This window comes from Mangrovibacter yixingensis (assembly GCF_020523985.1).
In the GTDB taxonomy this organism is placed as follows: Bacteria; Pseudomonadota; Gammaproteobacteria; order Enterobacterales; family Enterobacteriaceae; genus Mangrovibacter; species Mangrovibacter yixingensis.
Window position 1 is genome coordinate 1903412 of the sequence record NZ_JAIVKM010000001.1, and the last position, 14728, is coordinate 1918139.

The following is a 14728-nucleotide window of genomic DNA, read 5'->3' on the forward strand; positions in this document are numbered from 1 at the left end:
TGGCTACGCGCAGTTAACCGACTGCACGTAGTCGCAGTCATTTTTGGTGCCAAACCGCGCACCCGGTTTTATCTGTCACACCAGAGTCAGGCGCGTTGTAGTTGTGAAATCAGGCGGTTTGCCACCTCTGTTGGCGTTGGCTGTGCTGCCATTTCGCGGGCAACCTGGTCTGACGCTTGCTGTAAAGCCGTATCAGCCAAAAAACTATTGATAAGGTCGCTGGAGAGCCCTCGGTCATCAGGAATAATGCCGCACCCACGGTCAACCACTACTTTGGCGTTTACCGGGCGGTCTGCGCCCTGGCCAAAAACAATTTGTGGGATACCTGCATGCAGAGCAGTCAGCGTGTTTCCGGCCCCGCCATGGTGAATAAACCCATCAGCACCATTGAGAAACACCCCCATAGGGATCCAGTCGACAAGGCGAACATTAGGCGGTAACTGGCGCAATTCAGCCCGTGCATTGGCAGACAGGTGCAGGATGATTTCTGCATCCACTTCTTGGGCGGAATCCATCACCCAGGAGATCAAATCCAGGCCATCCACCATAGGTTTCACGGTTCCAAGGCTTACCAGCAACCGTTTACGGCCTGGTGTGCGCGCCCACCACTTTTCCCAAACTGCACCGCCGTTATAGGGAACATATTGCATGGGAATAACGGGTTCACCGTCGTTTTCCAGAATGCTCATACTGGGCGGGGTGACATCAATCCAGGCTAAATCCTTGGGTGGAGCTGCTACCCCATGGCGTGCGTAGGCATCCGACAGTGAACGAGTCACGCCTTTGATATGCCAGGGCTTATGCGCAAATCCCACAGTTTGCATTACCACCGGGATATTAAATTTCGCAGCAAGCATCGGCCCAATAACACCTAATGGTGGGTAAACAATTAGGTCGGGCTTCCAGTGGCGGGTAAATTCCACCAGGCTGTCGGCCATCTCTTCACTGAAGAAAGAGAAATTACCCATTTTGGTGCCAACGTTATTTTTTTTACGCAAATCTTCCCGTCGCCGGTAATCGGCCTCTGAATCAAAACCCGGTGCGGCATCAAATGCCACCAGCCCTGCTTCTGCGGCTTTTTGCGCAAATTTGCCATTACTGGCAATCAGCACTTCATGGCCATTAACGCGAAATGCCTGAGCAAGTGAAAACACCGGGTACAACAAGCCATACAGTGGTGGCCCAACAAAAAGAATACGCATGAGAAAATCCCTCTCCGCTTGACGAACTGAATCTGAAAATTGGGCGCAAAACTGCCTCCGGCCAGTATATTTACCGCTTCCGGGCCAGTGTTGACGCCACGTTTTTTTCATTCCGGTGCAGGCAGTCACTCCCGGCATTATTTCTGTGAATCAATAATTCCGTTGTTGTGCGGCTGCCTGCCAGGGCTGTCCGTTGCCCACTTCTGCCAACGCTCAGTAAGCGTTATTTTCCTCGCTAAACGGCACAAGCATGAACCCAGCTTTATGCCGAAAACTGCCATCCCAAACTAAAACAAACGGGTAAACAGGTTATTTTTTGCAGGGATTGTCCATTTAAGAAAATCCACTTAGCGCCTGGCTTTTGCTAACAACACCTTTTTTATTAGCCAGTTATTGATTTTCACCTGTACCTACAATCATTGCTAAATACTAATGATAATTATTATCAATATAATTAGTATTTAACAATTGAATTCTAACTGATCTGCCGAATTAAGATTTTCCGTAGGGTAAATGGTTAGTTCTCTGTCTTGCTGGTAATGTGATACAACCTGCCGCCCGGTATCCGTAGAGAACACCAGGGCAGGCAGGTTGGTTACAAGTGGGCTATTTGTCCGTTAGAAGTGCATTCCAACTTCCATATAGTAGGTACGGCCAGACTCATTATAAGTCCGTGCACCAGCACCATAGGCATAAGTGGTGCCACTGCCTGAGGTGGTTGAGTTCCCTTCACGGAAGTGGCGTTTATCAAACAAGTTATCAATCCCGCCAGTGACATCGATATATTTGTTAATGTTGTAAGTTGCACTCATCCCAAACAGTGCATAAGGCGAAACGGCCCAGGTTTCACTCCCTGAGGTTGCTTCCCCTTTGGAGTTGTATTTCTTCGGTTTTTGCTTGCCATACCAGGTCATCGTTCCCTGTACTGACAAATCATTCGTCGCCTGCCAGTCAACAATGGAGTTGATGGTGTATTTCGGAATAATAGTCAGGTAGTCATTGGTGGTTTTATTCTTATTATCAATGATGTAAGTGAAGTTATTTTTCATCTTCACAGAATCACTGATTGGGAAGTTAAGCGTGCCTTCCAGCCCCTGGACAACCGATTTGGGTACGTTCTCCCATTTATAAACATCCGACGTACCGTTGGAGTATTCCGCCGAATAACCTGCTTCAATTTTGTTGTGGTAATCATTGCGATACCAGGTTAAACCGGCCTGCACATCATCATGGTGATATTCAATGCCAATCTCTTTGTTAACACTGGTTTCCGCCTTAAGGTCTTTATTCCCTTGCAGGTAGCAACTGCCTGAACTGGCATAACACCCGTTGCCACTGCTGTAGAGCAGGTAGTTGGGGTTAGTTTGGTACAGGTTAGGTGCTTTCCAGGCACGGGCAATCCCCATTTTCAGCGTGAAATCACTACCCAGTTCCTGAGACAAGTTCAGTGCCGGGCTAAGGTTGCTCCCCGTGATGGTCTGGTAGTTAAAGCGCAAACCTGGTGTTAAGCGGGTGGAGTCTGTCAGGTCGATATTGTCTTCAGTATAAACGCCATAGATGTCAGCAGAACTGTACTGGCTACGGTTTGAATCTGAAACCCCACTCACTGTTGAGCTAGTAGTCAGCGAGTTGGATGTTGGGTCTTTCATCGACTGATGGTTCATTTCCGCGCCCAGGGTAACGGTTTGATTCACCCACAAATCGAACGGGATATTAATATCAGAATGCAGATTGGTGTCATTCAGCGTGATAGTGGAAAAACCGGTATCCGTGGTGGCAAACATCCCTTCCACACCGCCAGACAGGCCTTCTCTTAACCGGGTATTACGTGTTTTTTCGAGCTGTATGTAGTTATTGGTGGTAACACCGTTATCCCAGGCGCCTGTATATTTTAGCGCTACGGTCTGTCGGTAAAGTATATTGGTCTCTTTACCATACCAGGCTTTGGTCAATGTACTACTGTTAGTGTTTTGAGTATCGCCCGCATACAAGTTCCCCTGGCGACTGTACCCGGCATCAAGCTCCAGTGCCTGCATCGGCATAAATTGCCAGCGCAATGCCGCATTGATATTTTTATTGATAACCCCTTCGCGCCCTGCCGGATACTGCCCGGCATATTTGCCGGTACGCTCGGCCTGATGGCCTTCGTTAATATCCTGTGCATCCGCCTGGGTTTTGCTCCAGTTACCATACAAACGCATCGTCAGGTTATCTGTCAGCCCGCCACTCAGATTCATATTGTAACGCTTCGTCGCCCCTTCTGATTTATGCTCCGGGACGTTGAAATAGGTGTTAAAGCTACCATGCCAGGCATTGGCTGCAGGTTTGGTGATAATGTTCACCACACCGCCCATCGCGCCATTGCCATAAATCGCGGCAGCCGGGCCACGGATAACTTCAATGTGGTCGATCATTTCCGGTGGTACCCAGTTGCTGTCACCACGGGTATCACGTTCACCACGCCAGCCATAACGCACGGAGTTGCGGCTGGTTACGGGCATGCCATCTACCAGAATAAGCGTGTTTTCGGGCCCCATTCCGCGAATATCTATCTGCCGGTTATTACCGCGCTGGCCACTGCTGGAGTTACCGGTTAAGTTCACCCCAGGCATGGTACGAATAATTTCAGAGACATCACGCTGGATGGGGTGTTTCTTGATAGCTTCACTATCGATAATTGATACCCCCGGCGCCTGGAGCGTTTGCTCCCTTGCAGTAACCACTATGGTGTCGTCACTGTTCTTCTTATTCTCGTTCTTCTTGGTAACCGGCTTTATATTCGAGTTATCTGCCGTAGACTGGGTTTGTTGCTGGCTGGTTTGTGTATCAACCTCGTCAGCATAGGCAGAATGCATCGCGAGGCTGCCTGCAATGATTGAACTGAGCAGCGATATTTTATACGTATGCTTGTTCATAGTTCTGAAGGTATCCCTGTGTGTAAAAAGAGACATGCAAGTTAATGCGAATGATTACTAATTTCAATATCATTGTTATTAACTCAAATTCCGCACGTTCTGCCAAAAACACACATGGCATAAGATTCATCTTAATGACACATTTGTTACTACCCATTTCAGTATCTCATCATCCAAAAATGAAATTTCTTAGAATAAAAAGATGAAATGCTGTTCCCCTTACACCGGGTGCCTGGCGTAATGTTTGCTAATACTTTAGGCCCAGATTTTAAAGGGGTATTTCTGCGCCATCATGGCTTGTGGCCTGAAGGCGCTGCGTACACCGGGAGGGGGGAAGATTCAGTGTGTTACCTTGAGATTACGGTGGGTAAGGCTATACCTGCTGGCTTTTCTCTCTATGTCGCGCTATATAGCAGCTAACTTTGCGAGCAAATAATAATCACTTTCATAATATTCAATTACGTAATTAGCTTTTCTCTTCCGTGAATATTTCACCAGCAATACACATGTAAATAATTACATTATCAAACCATCTACAATCAGTATCAGTGCAATTTTACTATACAACATTAAATAAAATACCACCGCCAATTACACCGTTACTTTTCGACACAAAACAAAATCATATAAAACAACAAGGTTATTATTTTGCAAACCTCACAAAATGAGAAAAAACACCAAAACTCTGGTGCTAGCATATTACCCGTGAAGCAAATGCGCTCATGTCTTAAATAAGGATATCTACTATGAAAAAAATTATTCTTTACTCTGCGTTATCACTTGCTGGTTTAACTTCCACCATTGGTGTAGCAAATGCAGCAGCCGGTGACAGCAGCGCGACTATCAGCTATGCGCAAAGCCACTTCAACCATACTCATGGTAGTGATGCAAAAGGGGTTCAGTTGCAGTACCGCTATGAACTCAATGACGACTGGGGCGTAATGGGCGGCATGACCTATACCGGCAATAACTACAGTGATGCCGGCGATGGCGACCACCACTATTTCTCCGTTAAAGCCGGCCCGACTTACCGCATTACCGACTGGGCCAGCGTGTATACAGATATTGGCTACGGCTATGCCAAAGACAAATTCAGCCGTAGTGGTGTAAACCAGGATCACGATACTTCTATGCTGGTTTATGGCGCAGGTTTGCAGTTCAACCCGTACCAAAATATTGTGCTGGATGCCGGGTATGAATATGGTTCAGCGGGCCATGTACAGGTGGGCACCTGGAACCTGGGCGTCGGTTATAAGTTCTGACCCTCCCCTGTAATATAAACAGAAGCTAAACAAAACCTAAATAATGGCGAAAGCTGTAGTTATGGCTTTCGCTATTTTTCGCACACCCATAATTATATTTACACTATCCGGAAACTATTTACCTATTGGTATATTTCACCCCAGAAACACTTGCCTCCAGCACATAAAAAAATTCAGCAGCCGCGATAAAATCGCTGCCGCCACATTCACACAAAATAATAAAATCCGCCAGCCCCCGCTAAGAGCGACCCCGTACCTCACCTGAATTAATACCGTTCGTTATAATGCCAAAACCATTTCAATACAGCGTAAATCTTGTTGTGCGAGTGATGAGTGGTAAACACGCACACCCTGGCTTACAAACCCGTGTTTTTCATAGAATAGCTGCGCATTAGGGGTTGATGACAGACGGAGTTCCGCCATCCCCCGCGTCCGCCCCTCTGCTTTAATAGCGTCAAGAATCAGGCTGGCGGCCCCCTGGCCCGTGTATTCGGGTAAAGTAAACACCGCTTCAACACGCTGTGCGCCAACGTCTAAAAAGCCGGTTGCAATCAACTGGCCACATTCATTTTCCACCACAAAGAAGGGAAATGCCGCAATGGCCTCACTCTGCCCTGCCGGGGTCGTATCCGGTGTCCATGCCACAATCACCTCGGTTGTATAGCTGTGCCTGCACCCATGGCGAATCGCCTGGTTACGAATATTCCAGCATTCCTGCGCATCTGGCACTTGCGCCCGCTTTAGCTTCATTCTTGTGCTCCTGTTTAGTGCCGGTACTTGTGGGAAAATTCGTGCCCTCTGTTCCTGTTAACACTGCCAATCCATAGAGCAAACGACCAGACTTGATAGCACAGGCTTACAGTCCGTAAACAGAATGATTGTATTGTACCGATCGGTAATATAGGATCTTTTTCCGCTCAGCCTCCTGTAATACAGGAAACGAAACTGACATGGCGCCAGCCACACCAGGTAAAACGGCTAAAGTTATACCAGCCAGCCCATGTCCAAAGCGCAGGTGATTTTACGCTGGCAGCGAAAAGCCCACAGGGCGCTGCCAGCCTGGTCATTAACTTTTTTTACAGTGAGCCACATATGTATTCTCTGACGTCCCCGGAAAAAAACGGGTCACCGTTAATGCGTGACCCCCTAATTTCCGCAGCCGTTATGCTGTTTTTTGCCCCGGTGGTTAGCATGCCGTCGGCTGCGAAATCAGTGTGAGAAGTGGCCTACTCCACCCTTGATTGACCGGGTAACTACCGGGTTATACATCTACATCAGAGGAAAGCGACCATGATCGTCCAACCACGTATCAGAGGTTTTATCTGTATTACTGCCCACCCAACCGGTTGCGATGCCAACGTTAAACAGCAAATTGATTACGTTACCGAACGCGGCAAAGTTGAAAACGGGCCTAAAAAAGTTCTGGTCATTGGTGCTTCTACGGGTTACGGGCTGGCAGCTCGTATTTCAACAGCATTTGGCAGCGATGCCGCCACATTAGGGGTCGTTTTTGAACGCCCTGGCAGCGCAAAGAAAACCGGTACTGCTGGCTGGTACAACACGGCTGCGTTTGAAAAATATGCGCATCAGCAAGGGTTGTACGCCCGTACGATTAACGGCGATGCGTTCTCCGACGAAATCAAAGCGCAAACTATTGAAACCATTAAAAACGATCTCGGTCAGGTTGATTTAGTTATTTACAGCCTGGCGGCACCGCGCCGTACCCACCCCAAAACCGGTCAAGTTTTCACCTCCGTACTGAAACCCCAGGGCGCTGATATCACCCTGCCGGGTGTTGATACCGATAAAAAAGAAGTTACCCAGTTCAGCCTGACTGCTGCCACAGATGAAGAAATCGACAACACAATTGCTGTTATGGGTGGTGAAGACTGGCAAATGTGGATTGACGCGCTCAGTGAAGCAGGCGTGCTGGCAGATAATGCCAAAACAACTGCCTTTACTTACCTTGGCCCGGAAGTCACCCACCAGATTTACTGGAATGGCTCGATTGGTGCTGCGAAAAAAGACCTGGATAAAAAAGTGCTGGCTATCCGTGAATCAATGAAAGCGATCGGTGGCGAGGCTTATGTTTCCGTACTGAAAGCCGTGGTCACCCAATCCAGCTCCGCCATTCCGGTTATGCCTCTGTATTTGTCCCTGCTGTTCAAGGTAATGAAAGAGCAAGGTACGCACGAAGGCTGTATCGAACAGATAGCGGGTTTACTGCACGACTCACTGTACAGCGCAACCCCGATTACTGATGGTGAAGGCCGTTTACGTGCCGACTACCCAGAACTCGCCGCTGATGTGCAGAGCTATGTTTCAGAACACTGGAATACAGTGACTACCGAAAGCCTGAATGACGTGGCTGATTTCACCGGTTACCAGCAAGAGTTTCTGCGCCTGTTTGGTTTTGGTATTGAAGGTGTGGACTACGACCAGGACGTTAACCCGGAAGTTGAGATTCCAGGCCTGATTGCGTAAAGCGTAAAGCGCAAAACACTGTACACGGAAGTGGCATCACGCCACTTTCGCCATACAGTTACTCTGGCGGCAACACACTTGCCGCCAGCAGTTTAACTCCCCAAATACACCATTCGCGTGACCGGCGCTACCGGATGCCCCTTTTTTTGGGCATCAAAAAGGCGCTCTGATGAATCGACTTTCCAGTGAAATTCACCATTCCAGCCAGTGTGGGCTACCAGTAAATCCGCACTGTCACTTTTCACCAGGTTGGCGTAATGCAGTGGCTGGTAACCTGTGGCGTTATCCTGCTGCCAGATTTTAAAGTGGGATTGCAGAGTGCTTACCTGTTCTGTGGTCATCCCCTTATCCTGTTTTTCGGCATCGCTCATGCCTTCAATCAACGTGATTTGCGTACCCAGATCCACGGCTGGCAGCATATCGGGCACTTCATTAACCTGCATTTCAGTCGCATAAAATACGGCAGTTTCATAACGCTGGTCGCACTGGTTCATTTCAAGATACGCCGCAATGCGTTCTGCAGAAGTCAGCGCACCTGACGTATTCCAGGCAATAATTGAAAGCGCCTTACGGCTAAGCCCGGCGAACGGATTCAAGCCTTGTTTGCCACGTAACAACGCCTTGATATACACCACACAACCACCAGACAGCGCGAGGCGTGCTTCATCTTCGGTGTCGGGAATATCATTAAGAAACTCAGGCCGAACATTGCGGGTATTTTCAAAAGCCTTTACCAGTACCGCGATATTCTGCTGGTTCTCACCCTTCTCGCTAATAACCCGGTTATCCTGAATCATCGCCAGAAAGCTCTGGTAACGCCCGGAATCAGATAATGATACCGAAGCACTTCCCGTCTCATTTTGATTGTCAGCATAAGCCGATAACCAGCGGTCTGCGCGGCTGTGTGGGTCGGCCAGCAACGAGCGCCCGTATTGTAGAATATCTGAAATGGGTTTTACGTTACTCATACCTGCTCCTTGTGAGCCACTCTCGCCGGTTACTGGGTTACTACTATTATCGGCCCCCTGGCGGTACGTTTTACGCATATCAATCCTAAATGGCCGATGTTTCTTTCGCAGTAAGGCAATTTATTAATGATTTAATTCACAAGGATTAATATTTCATGTGTTAACTATTTCACAAGGTACCACACACCAACTGTGCATACGTTGCTCAGTGCTGGTGCAACCGCTAAGCCGCCAGGCTATCCCGCCCCAGCCACCACGGCTTCAGCCAGCCCTGTTTTCTGGCACAACCCTTGCTTCCCATTGCCAGGCAGTATTGACTTAACTTGTATATACAGGAATAAGCATGAACACCCAGGAGCAGGCAGCGATACCAATGCCGTGTGGATTAACCGGTGCGGTTTAGGGGCAATAAGATGATTTTGAATGCGCATGATTTACGCAAGAAAGCCCGGCAGACTCTGCCCGGTTTTGCTTTTGACTACATTGATGGCGGAGCCGATGACGAAAGCACGCTGCAACATAATAAAGCGATTTTTGACCGCTGGATGTTCACACCTCCCGTATTAAAAAATGCCAGCCAGAGAGACTTGTCAGTCAACCTTCAGGGTACGCGCCTGGCGGCCCCCCTGTTAGTGGCGCCAACGGGCTACAATGGCATGTTGCGGCGGCATGCGGACCAAATGCTCGCCAGCGCAGCCAGCCGTGCCCAAATAGGCTATATGCAGAGCACCGTATCAACTGCGTCTCTGGAAGATGTTCACCCAGCAGCCCCCGATAACCACTGGTTCCAGTTATATGTTCTTAAAGACCGCGAGATAACGCTGGATTTACTCAAACGCGCACGCCAGGCAGGCTGCAAAGGGTTAGTGGTTTCTGTTGATGCCGTACACTTTGGTAACCGGGAACGGGATAAACGCCATTACCGCAAGCCGATGAAACTCTCCTTGCGGGCGATGGCGGGCGTGGCAATGAAACCAGGCTGGGTATTGCGTACATTACTGCCAGACGGCATTCCGGGGTTTGGCAACCTGCAACCCTATTTACCGCCGGAGAACCAAAAAGGCGCAGGTGGTGCCAGTTACTTTGCCAGCCAAATGGATAAAACCCTCGACTGGGCAGCACTGGAATGGCTAAGGTCCCAGTGGCAAGGGCCTCTGTTTATTAAGGGGATAATGGCACCAGAAGATGCCCTGCAGGCACAAAGGATGGGTGCAGAGGGGGTTATTCTTTCCAACCACGGTGGCCGCCAGTTAGACAGTTCTCTAAGCCCGATGGATGTTCTGGCGGAAGTACGCGGCCTGGTTGGGCCAGATTATACCTTGTTGATCGATAGTGGATTTCGCCGGGGTACAGATGTCGTCAAAGCGCTGGCCCTGGGTGCCGATGCCATATTGATTGGCCGCCCCTTATTGTATGCCGTAGCGGTAGGTGGCGAAGCGCTGGTTCAGCAAACCCTCACCACCCTGATTCAGGAAATAGACCTTACGCTTGCACAACTGGGCTGTACCCGGCTGGATGAACTGCACCCAGGTATGTTACGGCTCAGATAGCCGCGAGGTAACCGCCATCGATATACAGGACCTGCCCGGTGATATAACGGGCAGCCGGTGAAGCCAGGAAGACGACGGCTCCCGCCAGATCTTCCAGCTCACCAAAACGGCCAAGAGGGATTTTGGCCTGCATAGAGGCACACCACGCCGTATCCTGGTAAAAGACGCCGGTAAGGTCTGTTTCAAAATAACCGGGGCCGATACCATTCACCCGAATACCGTGGCTTGCCCATTCAGCACTCAGTGCATGGGTTAACCCCACCAGCCCAGATTTTGAACTACCGTATGCAGCCGCACCGGGCACCCCCACACAGCTTGTCAGGGAACATAAGTTGATAATCGCCCCGCCGGTTCCTGCTGAAACCATATTTTTTGCCACCGCCTGCGCGCAAAAAAATGCGCCTTTCAGGTTAGTGCCAACAATGGTGTCCCACAACTGTTCATCCACCTCGAGCGAAGCGCAAACCTGCTCTGTTCCTGCATTATTAACCAGAATATCCACCGGCCCAATTGCTGAAACCGCCCCGGCGATACTCCCGGTATCGGTCACATCAAGCACATACCCCTCAACGCTGCTGCTGTCTTCTTCGCGAAGAGCAGATACCGCAGCGTTTAAACGCGCCGTGTCACGGCCAGTAATCACTACACTGGCTCCTGCCTGCGCTAACGCTTTTGCCAGCGCAAACCCTATTCCGCGCGTACCGCCGGTTACCAGCGCACGCTGGCCGTTTAACGAAAATGTCTGCATTACATTCATGGCATTATCACCGCTTTTAGCCAGGCACTGTTGCCAGCAACCAGTTGCGCATAAGTATCAGGCACAGCTTCCAGGGGAACGGGCGGGGCCATAATCGCCCGTAGTTCACTGGCAAGCGATGCCATCAAATCCAGAGCCTGGCGCTGTTCATCCTGGAAGACACTGCATCCAACAAGAGTTATTTCTCTTTCCACCAGAGCATTAACATCCAGTTGAGCGGTCTGGTGAAAAATCCCCACCATGGCAATTCGCCCACCAGAAGCAATGTTTTCTATCAGTGTACTGAGCACGGCTTCTTTCCCGGTGGCTTCAACGGCAAAGGCGTAAGGCTGAGCCGGTTCAAAAGGCACAAGGGAAGACAATAATTGATAACGCTCAGCATTGGGTTCCTGCAAATGAACCTGGCAGTGTTTTAAACGGTGCAGCAACAGCGCCGCCAGGCCACCAATAGTGCCACCACCAGCAACACGTACATGGGCCCCTTCGGTTACGCCAAGTTGGTTCACCACCCGCAGTGCCACACCCAGAGGTTCACTGAGTACGGCTATATCGTCGGGCACATCATCAGGAACGGGCAGTACATTTTTGAGCGGCAGTACAACATATTGCGCAAAGCCGCCATCGAACACTTCGCCAACAAACCCCAGATGCTCACACAGGTTGTACGCCTCTCGCTGGCAGGCCGGGCATTCACCGCACCATACACGGGAATCGGCCACCACACGCTGCCCCGGCGCTAACCCAGAACCGGGGTTCGGGTTGTCTTCAATTACGCCAAAAAATTCATGCCCAGGCGTAACGGGTAACCAGGCAAACCAGCGCCCTTGCTGGAAGTTGTGAAGATCAGAACCGCAAATACCAGCAGAGACAACACGAATACGCACCCAGCCGTCAGGTGTTACAGGCTCATCCGGCTGTTCAACACGCAATGTACCTATGCCATGTAACCGCACCGCTTTCATCTTATGCCTCCTGTAATAAGCTGTTCAGCCACTGGCTGAAGGTATCATCCCCTTCACTCCCCAACATCACAGCGACTGACAGCCCCAGCGCACTACTCACCGGGTTATGCTGGCTGGTTTCGCCAACGCACAGGTTCAAAACCAATGTTGGGCAGCAAAATAACCCCAGGCGCACAATCCGTTGCCAGTTGTCCGGCAAGCTGCCCCTGGCACGAAGTGCCGCCAGCAGTGGCCGCCAGTAGTTGTCGCCTTTGCTGGCGAGGAAAGCCGCCCGCAACGGCGTCAGCGACCAGGTATGGTCAACCACCAGCGTATCGCCTTCTACCTGTACAGAAACCTGGTAACGGCGTGCGGCTTCTTCGGGCTCATACAGCCAGCAAGGGTGAGCAAAAATGTTATGAAATGTCGCTTTGACCTCAGCCAGTAACGCAGGAATATTGGCACCCGCAAATGCCGGGTCGAAACTAACCAGGCGGGGAGACTCCCCGCGGGTTTCATACCAGACATTGGCATTGTGGGCATCACCGTGAGCGACCACCACACCGTGGTGCGCCAATGCTGCTGGTGCCAGTACCTGCCCTGATTCAAGGAATAAGTCGCGCAGGCTGTGTGCATAGGTCACACCATTAATCCGCCAGTGCATATGACAGAGCTGGTTCCAGGTTAAATTCACATCGCCTAACTGAAAGGTCTGGTCAACGTAAAACTGTGCCACTCGCCCGCCCAGGCCGGTAGGTTTTCCAGGTGAAACCAGGCGGTGCCAGAACAGTTGATGGATAGCCTCGGCTTCTAAATCTGCTGTTTTCCCATCCTGCAACGTCGGTAAGGTATGGGCCAGAATGGATTTGTCCGCTTCCTGCTGCGCTGTTATCACCTCCGCCATGGTATTGCTGCTATGCCCCGCCTCGATGTCGTAGCACACATCAGCCAGCCTGCGGTCATCACGCAGTGTGTAGAGCAAGATTTGCCGCCCAGGTTCACCGCAGGCATACAGTGGCACATCCACAGTAAAACCGTGGTTACGTAATAATGTTGCCCGGTAATACTCAGTGATAGTTTGGTCTTCACCTTCTTCATGGTGGTATTTAAAAAAGAGTGAACGGCCATCGGCCAGTGTGACCCGCCCGTTCAGGGAATTCAGGCTGTACTGGTCCTGGTTAATTACAATATCCAGTGCCTGAACACCGGTTACTTCACTGATCAACTGGCGCAGTTTTTCACAGGCGGCTTGCCACTCGCCCGCAAGAGTCAGCCGCCTTGCCTCTGCGGCAAGCGGGGGCAGCATGGCCTCAGCCATTGTTGCCTCCCTTGAGGAGTGGATTACGCAACTCAGAGACAGCCAGGGCATGCCCAGGGAAACCTTCATACTCAGCAAAACGTTTGGCTTTTGGTGCCAGTTCCTGGTAACCCTCGCTGGTGACATAAGCCACAGAAACCCGCTTCATGTAATCGGATACAGACAGTGGCCCGGCAGTTTTGGCAGCACTGTTGGTCGGTAGCACCGCATTGGGGCCAAGAACAAAGTTACCCAGCGTGATAGGGGAATATTCTCCCAGTAAAATTTCACCGGCATTGCGAATTTTCATCATCACCGACATCGGTTCAGTCGCCAGTATCTCAAGGTGTTCAGGCGCATACTGGTTGACAAAATCAATCGCTGTCGCAAAGTCACGGGTCAGCACCACGCCGCCATGTTCGCCACACAATACGGATTGCGAGAACCCTGCCCGTTTCTCACCAATCTTTTCCCAGTAACCCGGCAGCGCAGCGATAGCTTCTTCTGCCACGCGGCGGCTGGATGTGACCAGGTATGCAGAAGAATCTGGCCCATGTTCAGACTCAATCAACAGATCCAGTGCGGCCAGCGCACCATTAACTGAGTCATCTGCCAAGATCAGGCTTTCGCTAGGGCCCGCCGGTACACCAGGGTCAAGCAGGTGAGTCAACTGGCGTTTTGCCGCCACCACCCACGGGCTACCAGGCCCGACAATTTTCAGGCACTTCGGCACACTTTGTGTACCAAATGCCACCGCTGCCACCCCTTGAGCACCGCCACATTTGTAGACATTTTTGATACCAACCAGGCGGGCTGCCACCAGAGTAGCATCATCGACAGTTCCGTCCGGCCCTGGAGGCGTAATCACGACGGGCATGGGAACACCAGCCACTACCGCCGGGACAGCGGTCATAATCAATACACTGGGAAATGAACCTTTACCACGGGGAACATAGCAAGCGACGGCATCAATGGGGACATGGCGATCACCAGCGAATGCGCCAGGACGCATCTCTTTCCACCACATTTCTTCCGGTTTTTGCGCTTCATGAAAGGCTCGCACGTTTTCCACAGAGAAACGGATAGATTCAATCACTTCCGGGTCTACTCGTTCAAAAGCCGCGTCAAATTCTGCTTCCTGAACCTGGATTGAGAAAGTTTCTGGCTGCACGCCATCAAACTCACGGGCAAAGCGGATTAAGGCCTGGTCGCCTTCTGTGCGTACCGCTTCAATAATCGGTTTTACTTTATCGACGAAAAAAGAGAGGTCTGATTCAGTACGCTTAAACAGTGTTTCAGGCAGGAGATCAGCCCCGGTCAGATCATGGAATGATACAGGCATGAGTTGTGTT

Annotated in this window: 11 protein-coding genes; 3 read left to right on the plus strand and 8 right to left on the minus strand. The window is 50.6% G+C overall.

Features of this window, described 5'->3' with window-relative positions; translation table 11 throughout:
- Positions 1-86: 86 nt before the first annotated feature.
- Both LC084_RS08840 and LC084_RS08845 read right to left on the minus strand, forming a co-directional pair.
- Positions 87-1202 carry a glycosyltransferase gene (locus LC084_RS08840; protein WP_226570786.1) on the minus strand — a complete coding sequence of 372 codons (1116 nt, stop codon included), beginning with the start codon at positions 1200-1202 and terminating at the stop codon, positions 87-89.
- Between the two features lie 617 nt (positions 1203-1819).
- Positions 1820-4057 (minus strand): TonB-dependent siderophore receptor, encoded by a 2238-nt coding sequence (locus LC084_RS08845; RefSeq protein WP_404808343.1) that lies wholly within the window; start codon positions 4055-4057, stop codon positions 1820-1822.
- Positions 4058-4863: 806 nt separating this feature from the next.
- On the opposite strand from LC084_RS08845, the gene LC084_RS08850 reads away from it, so the two are divergent.
- On the plus strand, positions 4864-5379 hold the full coding sequence (locus LC084_RS08850; RefSeq protein ID WP_226570788.1) for an Ail/Lom family outer membrane beta-barrel protein: 516 nt from the start codon (positions 4864-4866) through the stop codon (positions 5377-5379).
- Between the two features lie 279 nt (positions 5380-5658).
- On the opposite strand, the gene LC084_RS08855 is transcribed toward LC084_RS08850, so the two are convergent.
- Complete coding sequence (locus LC084_RS08855) at positions 5659-6129, minus strand: GNAT family N-acetyltransferase (RefSeq protein WP_226570789.1); 471 nt, start codon at positions 6127-6129, stop codon at positions 5659-5661.
- Positions 6130-6669: 540 nt separating this feature from the next.
- Between LC084_RS08855 and fabV the strand changes: the two genes are divergently transcribed.
- Positions 6670-7863 (plus strand): enoyl-ACP reductase FabV, encoded by a 1194-nt coding sequence (fabV, locus tag LC084_RS08860; RefSeq protein ID WP_226570790.1) that lies wholly within the window; start codon positions 6670-6672, stop codon positions 7861-7863.
- A 92-nt stretch (positions 7864-7955) separates the two neighbouring features.
- Here the strand turns inward: fabV and LC084_RS08865 are convergent, their stop codons facing one another.
- On the minus strand, positions 7956-8831 hold the full coding sequence (locus LC084_RS08865) for a hypothetical protein (RefSeq protein WP_226570791.1): 876 nt from the start codon (positions 8829-8831) through the stop codon (positions 7956-7958).
- A 413-nt stretch (positions 8832-9244) separates the two neighbouring features.
- Between LC084_RS08865 and LC084_RS08870 the strand changes: the two genes are divergently transcribed.
- Positions 9245-10381: an alpha-hydroxy acid oxidase gene (locus LC084_RS08870; protein WP_226570792.1), complete on the plus strand. Its 1137-nt coding sequence runs from the start codon at positions 9245-9247 to the stop codon at positions 10379-10381.
- Here LC084_RS08870 and LC084_RS08875 read toward each other — a convergent pair.
- Genes LC084_RS08875 through hisD form a run of 4 tightly spaced genes read right to left on the minus strand, consistent with a single transcriptional unit; the run spans position 10374 to position 14718 of the window.
- Positions 10374-11138, minus strand: coding sequence for an SDR family NAD(P)-dependent oxidoreductase (locus tag LC084_RS08875; protein ID WP_226570793.1), 765 nt, complete (start codon positions 11136-11138; stop codon positions 10374-10376). The two genes, LC084_RS08870 and LC084_RS08875, sit on opposite strands and share 8 nt — an antisense overlap.
- Positions 11135-12100, minus strand: a complete 966-nt coding sequence (locus LC084_RS08880; RefSeq protein ID WP_226570794.1) for a zinc-dependent alcohol dehydrogenase — start codon at positions 12098-12100, stop codon at positions 11135-11137. The genes LC084_RS08875 and LC084_RS08880 overlap by 4 nt, the downstream gene beginning before the upstream one ends.
- 1 nt (position 12101) lies before the next feature.
- The gene (locus LC084_RS08885; protein WP_226570795.1) at positions 12102-13397 is read right to left on the minus strand and encodes a hypothetical protein; all 1296 of its coding nucleotides are present in this window, start codon (positions 13395-13397) and stop codon (positions 12102-12104) included.
- Positions 13390-14718 (minus strand): histidinol dehydrogenase, encoded by a 1329-nt coding sequence (hisD, locus tag LC084_RS08890; protein WP_226570796.1) that lies wholly within the window; start codon positions 14716-14718, stop codon positions 13390-13392. The genes LC084_RS08885 and hisD overlap by 8 nt, the downstream gene beginning before the upstream one ends.
- Between the last annotated feature and the right edge of the window lie 10 nt (positions 14719-14728).

Excerpts from the sequence above, each read along its gene's own strand:
- LC084_RS08865 (WP_226570791.1), bottom strand. The coding sequence starts at position 8,831 with ATGAGTAACGTAAAACCCATTTCAGATATTCTACAATACGGGCGCTCG.
- LC084_RS08855 (WP_226570789.1), bottom strand. The coding sequence starts at position 6,129 with ATGAAGCTAAAGCGGGCGCAAGTGCCAGATGCGCAGGAATGCTGGAAT.
- LC084_RS08880 (WP_226570794.1), bottom strand. The coding sequence starts at position 12,100 with ATGAAAGCGGTGCGGTTACATGGCATAGGTACATTGCGTGTTGAACAG.
- LC084_RS08840 (WP_226570786.1), bottom strand. The coding sequence starts at position 1,202 with ATGCGTATTCTTTTTGTTGGGCCACCACTGTATGGCTTGTTGTACCCG.
- hisD (WP_226570796.1), bottom strand. The coding sequence starts at position 14,718 with ATGCCTGTATCATTCCATGATCTGACCGGGGCTGATCTCCTGCCTGAA.
- LC084_RS08850 (WP_226570788.1), top strand. The coding sequence starts at position 4,864 with ATGAAAAAAATTATTCTTTACTCTGCGTTATCACTTGCTGGTTTAACT.
- LC084_RS08885 (WP_226570795.1), bottom strand. The coding sequence starts at position 13,397 with ATGGCTGAGGCCATGCTGCCCCCGCTTGCCGCAGAGGCAAGGCGGCTG.
- LC084_RS08875 (WP_226570793.1), bottom strand. The coding sequence starts at position 11,138 with ATGAATGTAATGCAGACATTTTCGTTAAACGGCCAGCGTGCGCTGGTA.
- LC084_RS08870 (WP_226570792.1), top strand. The coding sequence starts at position 9,245 with ATGATTTTGAATGCGCATGATTTACGCAAGAAAGCCCGGCAGACTCTG.
- fabV (WP_226570790.1), top strand. The coding sequence starts at position 6,670 with ATGATCGTCCAACCACGTATCAGAGGTTTTATCTGTATTACTGCCCAC.
- LC084_RS08845 (WP_404808343.1), bottom strand. The coding sequence starts at position 4,057 with ATGCATTCTGCCTATGCTGACGAGGTTGATACACAAACCAGCCAGCAA.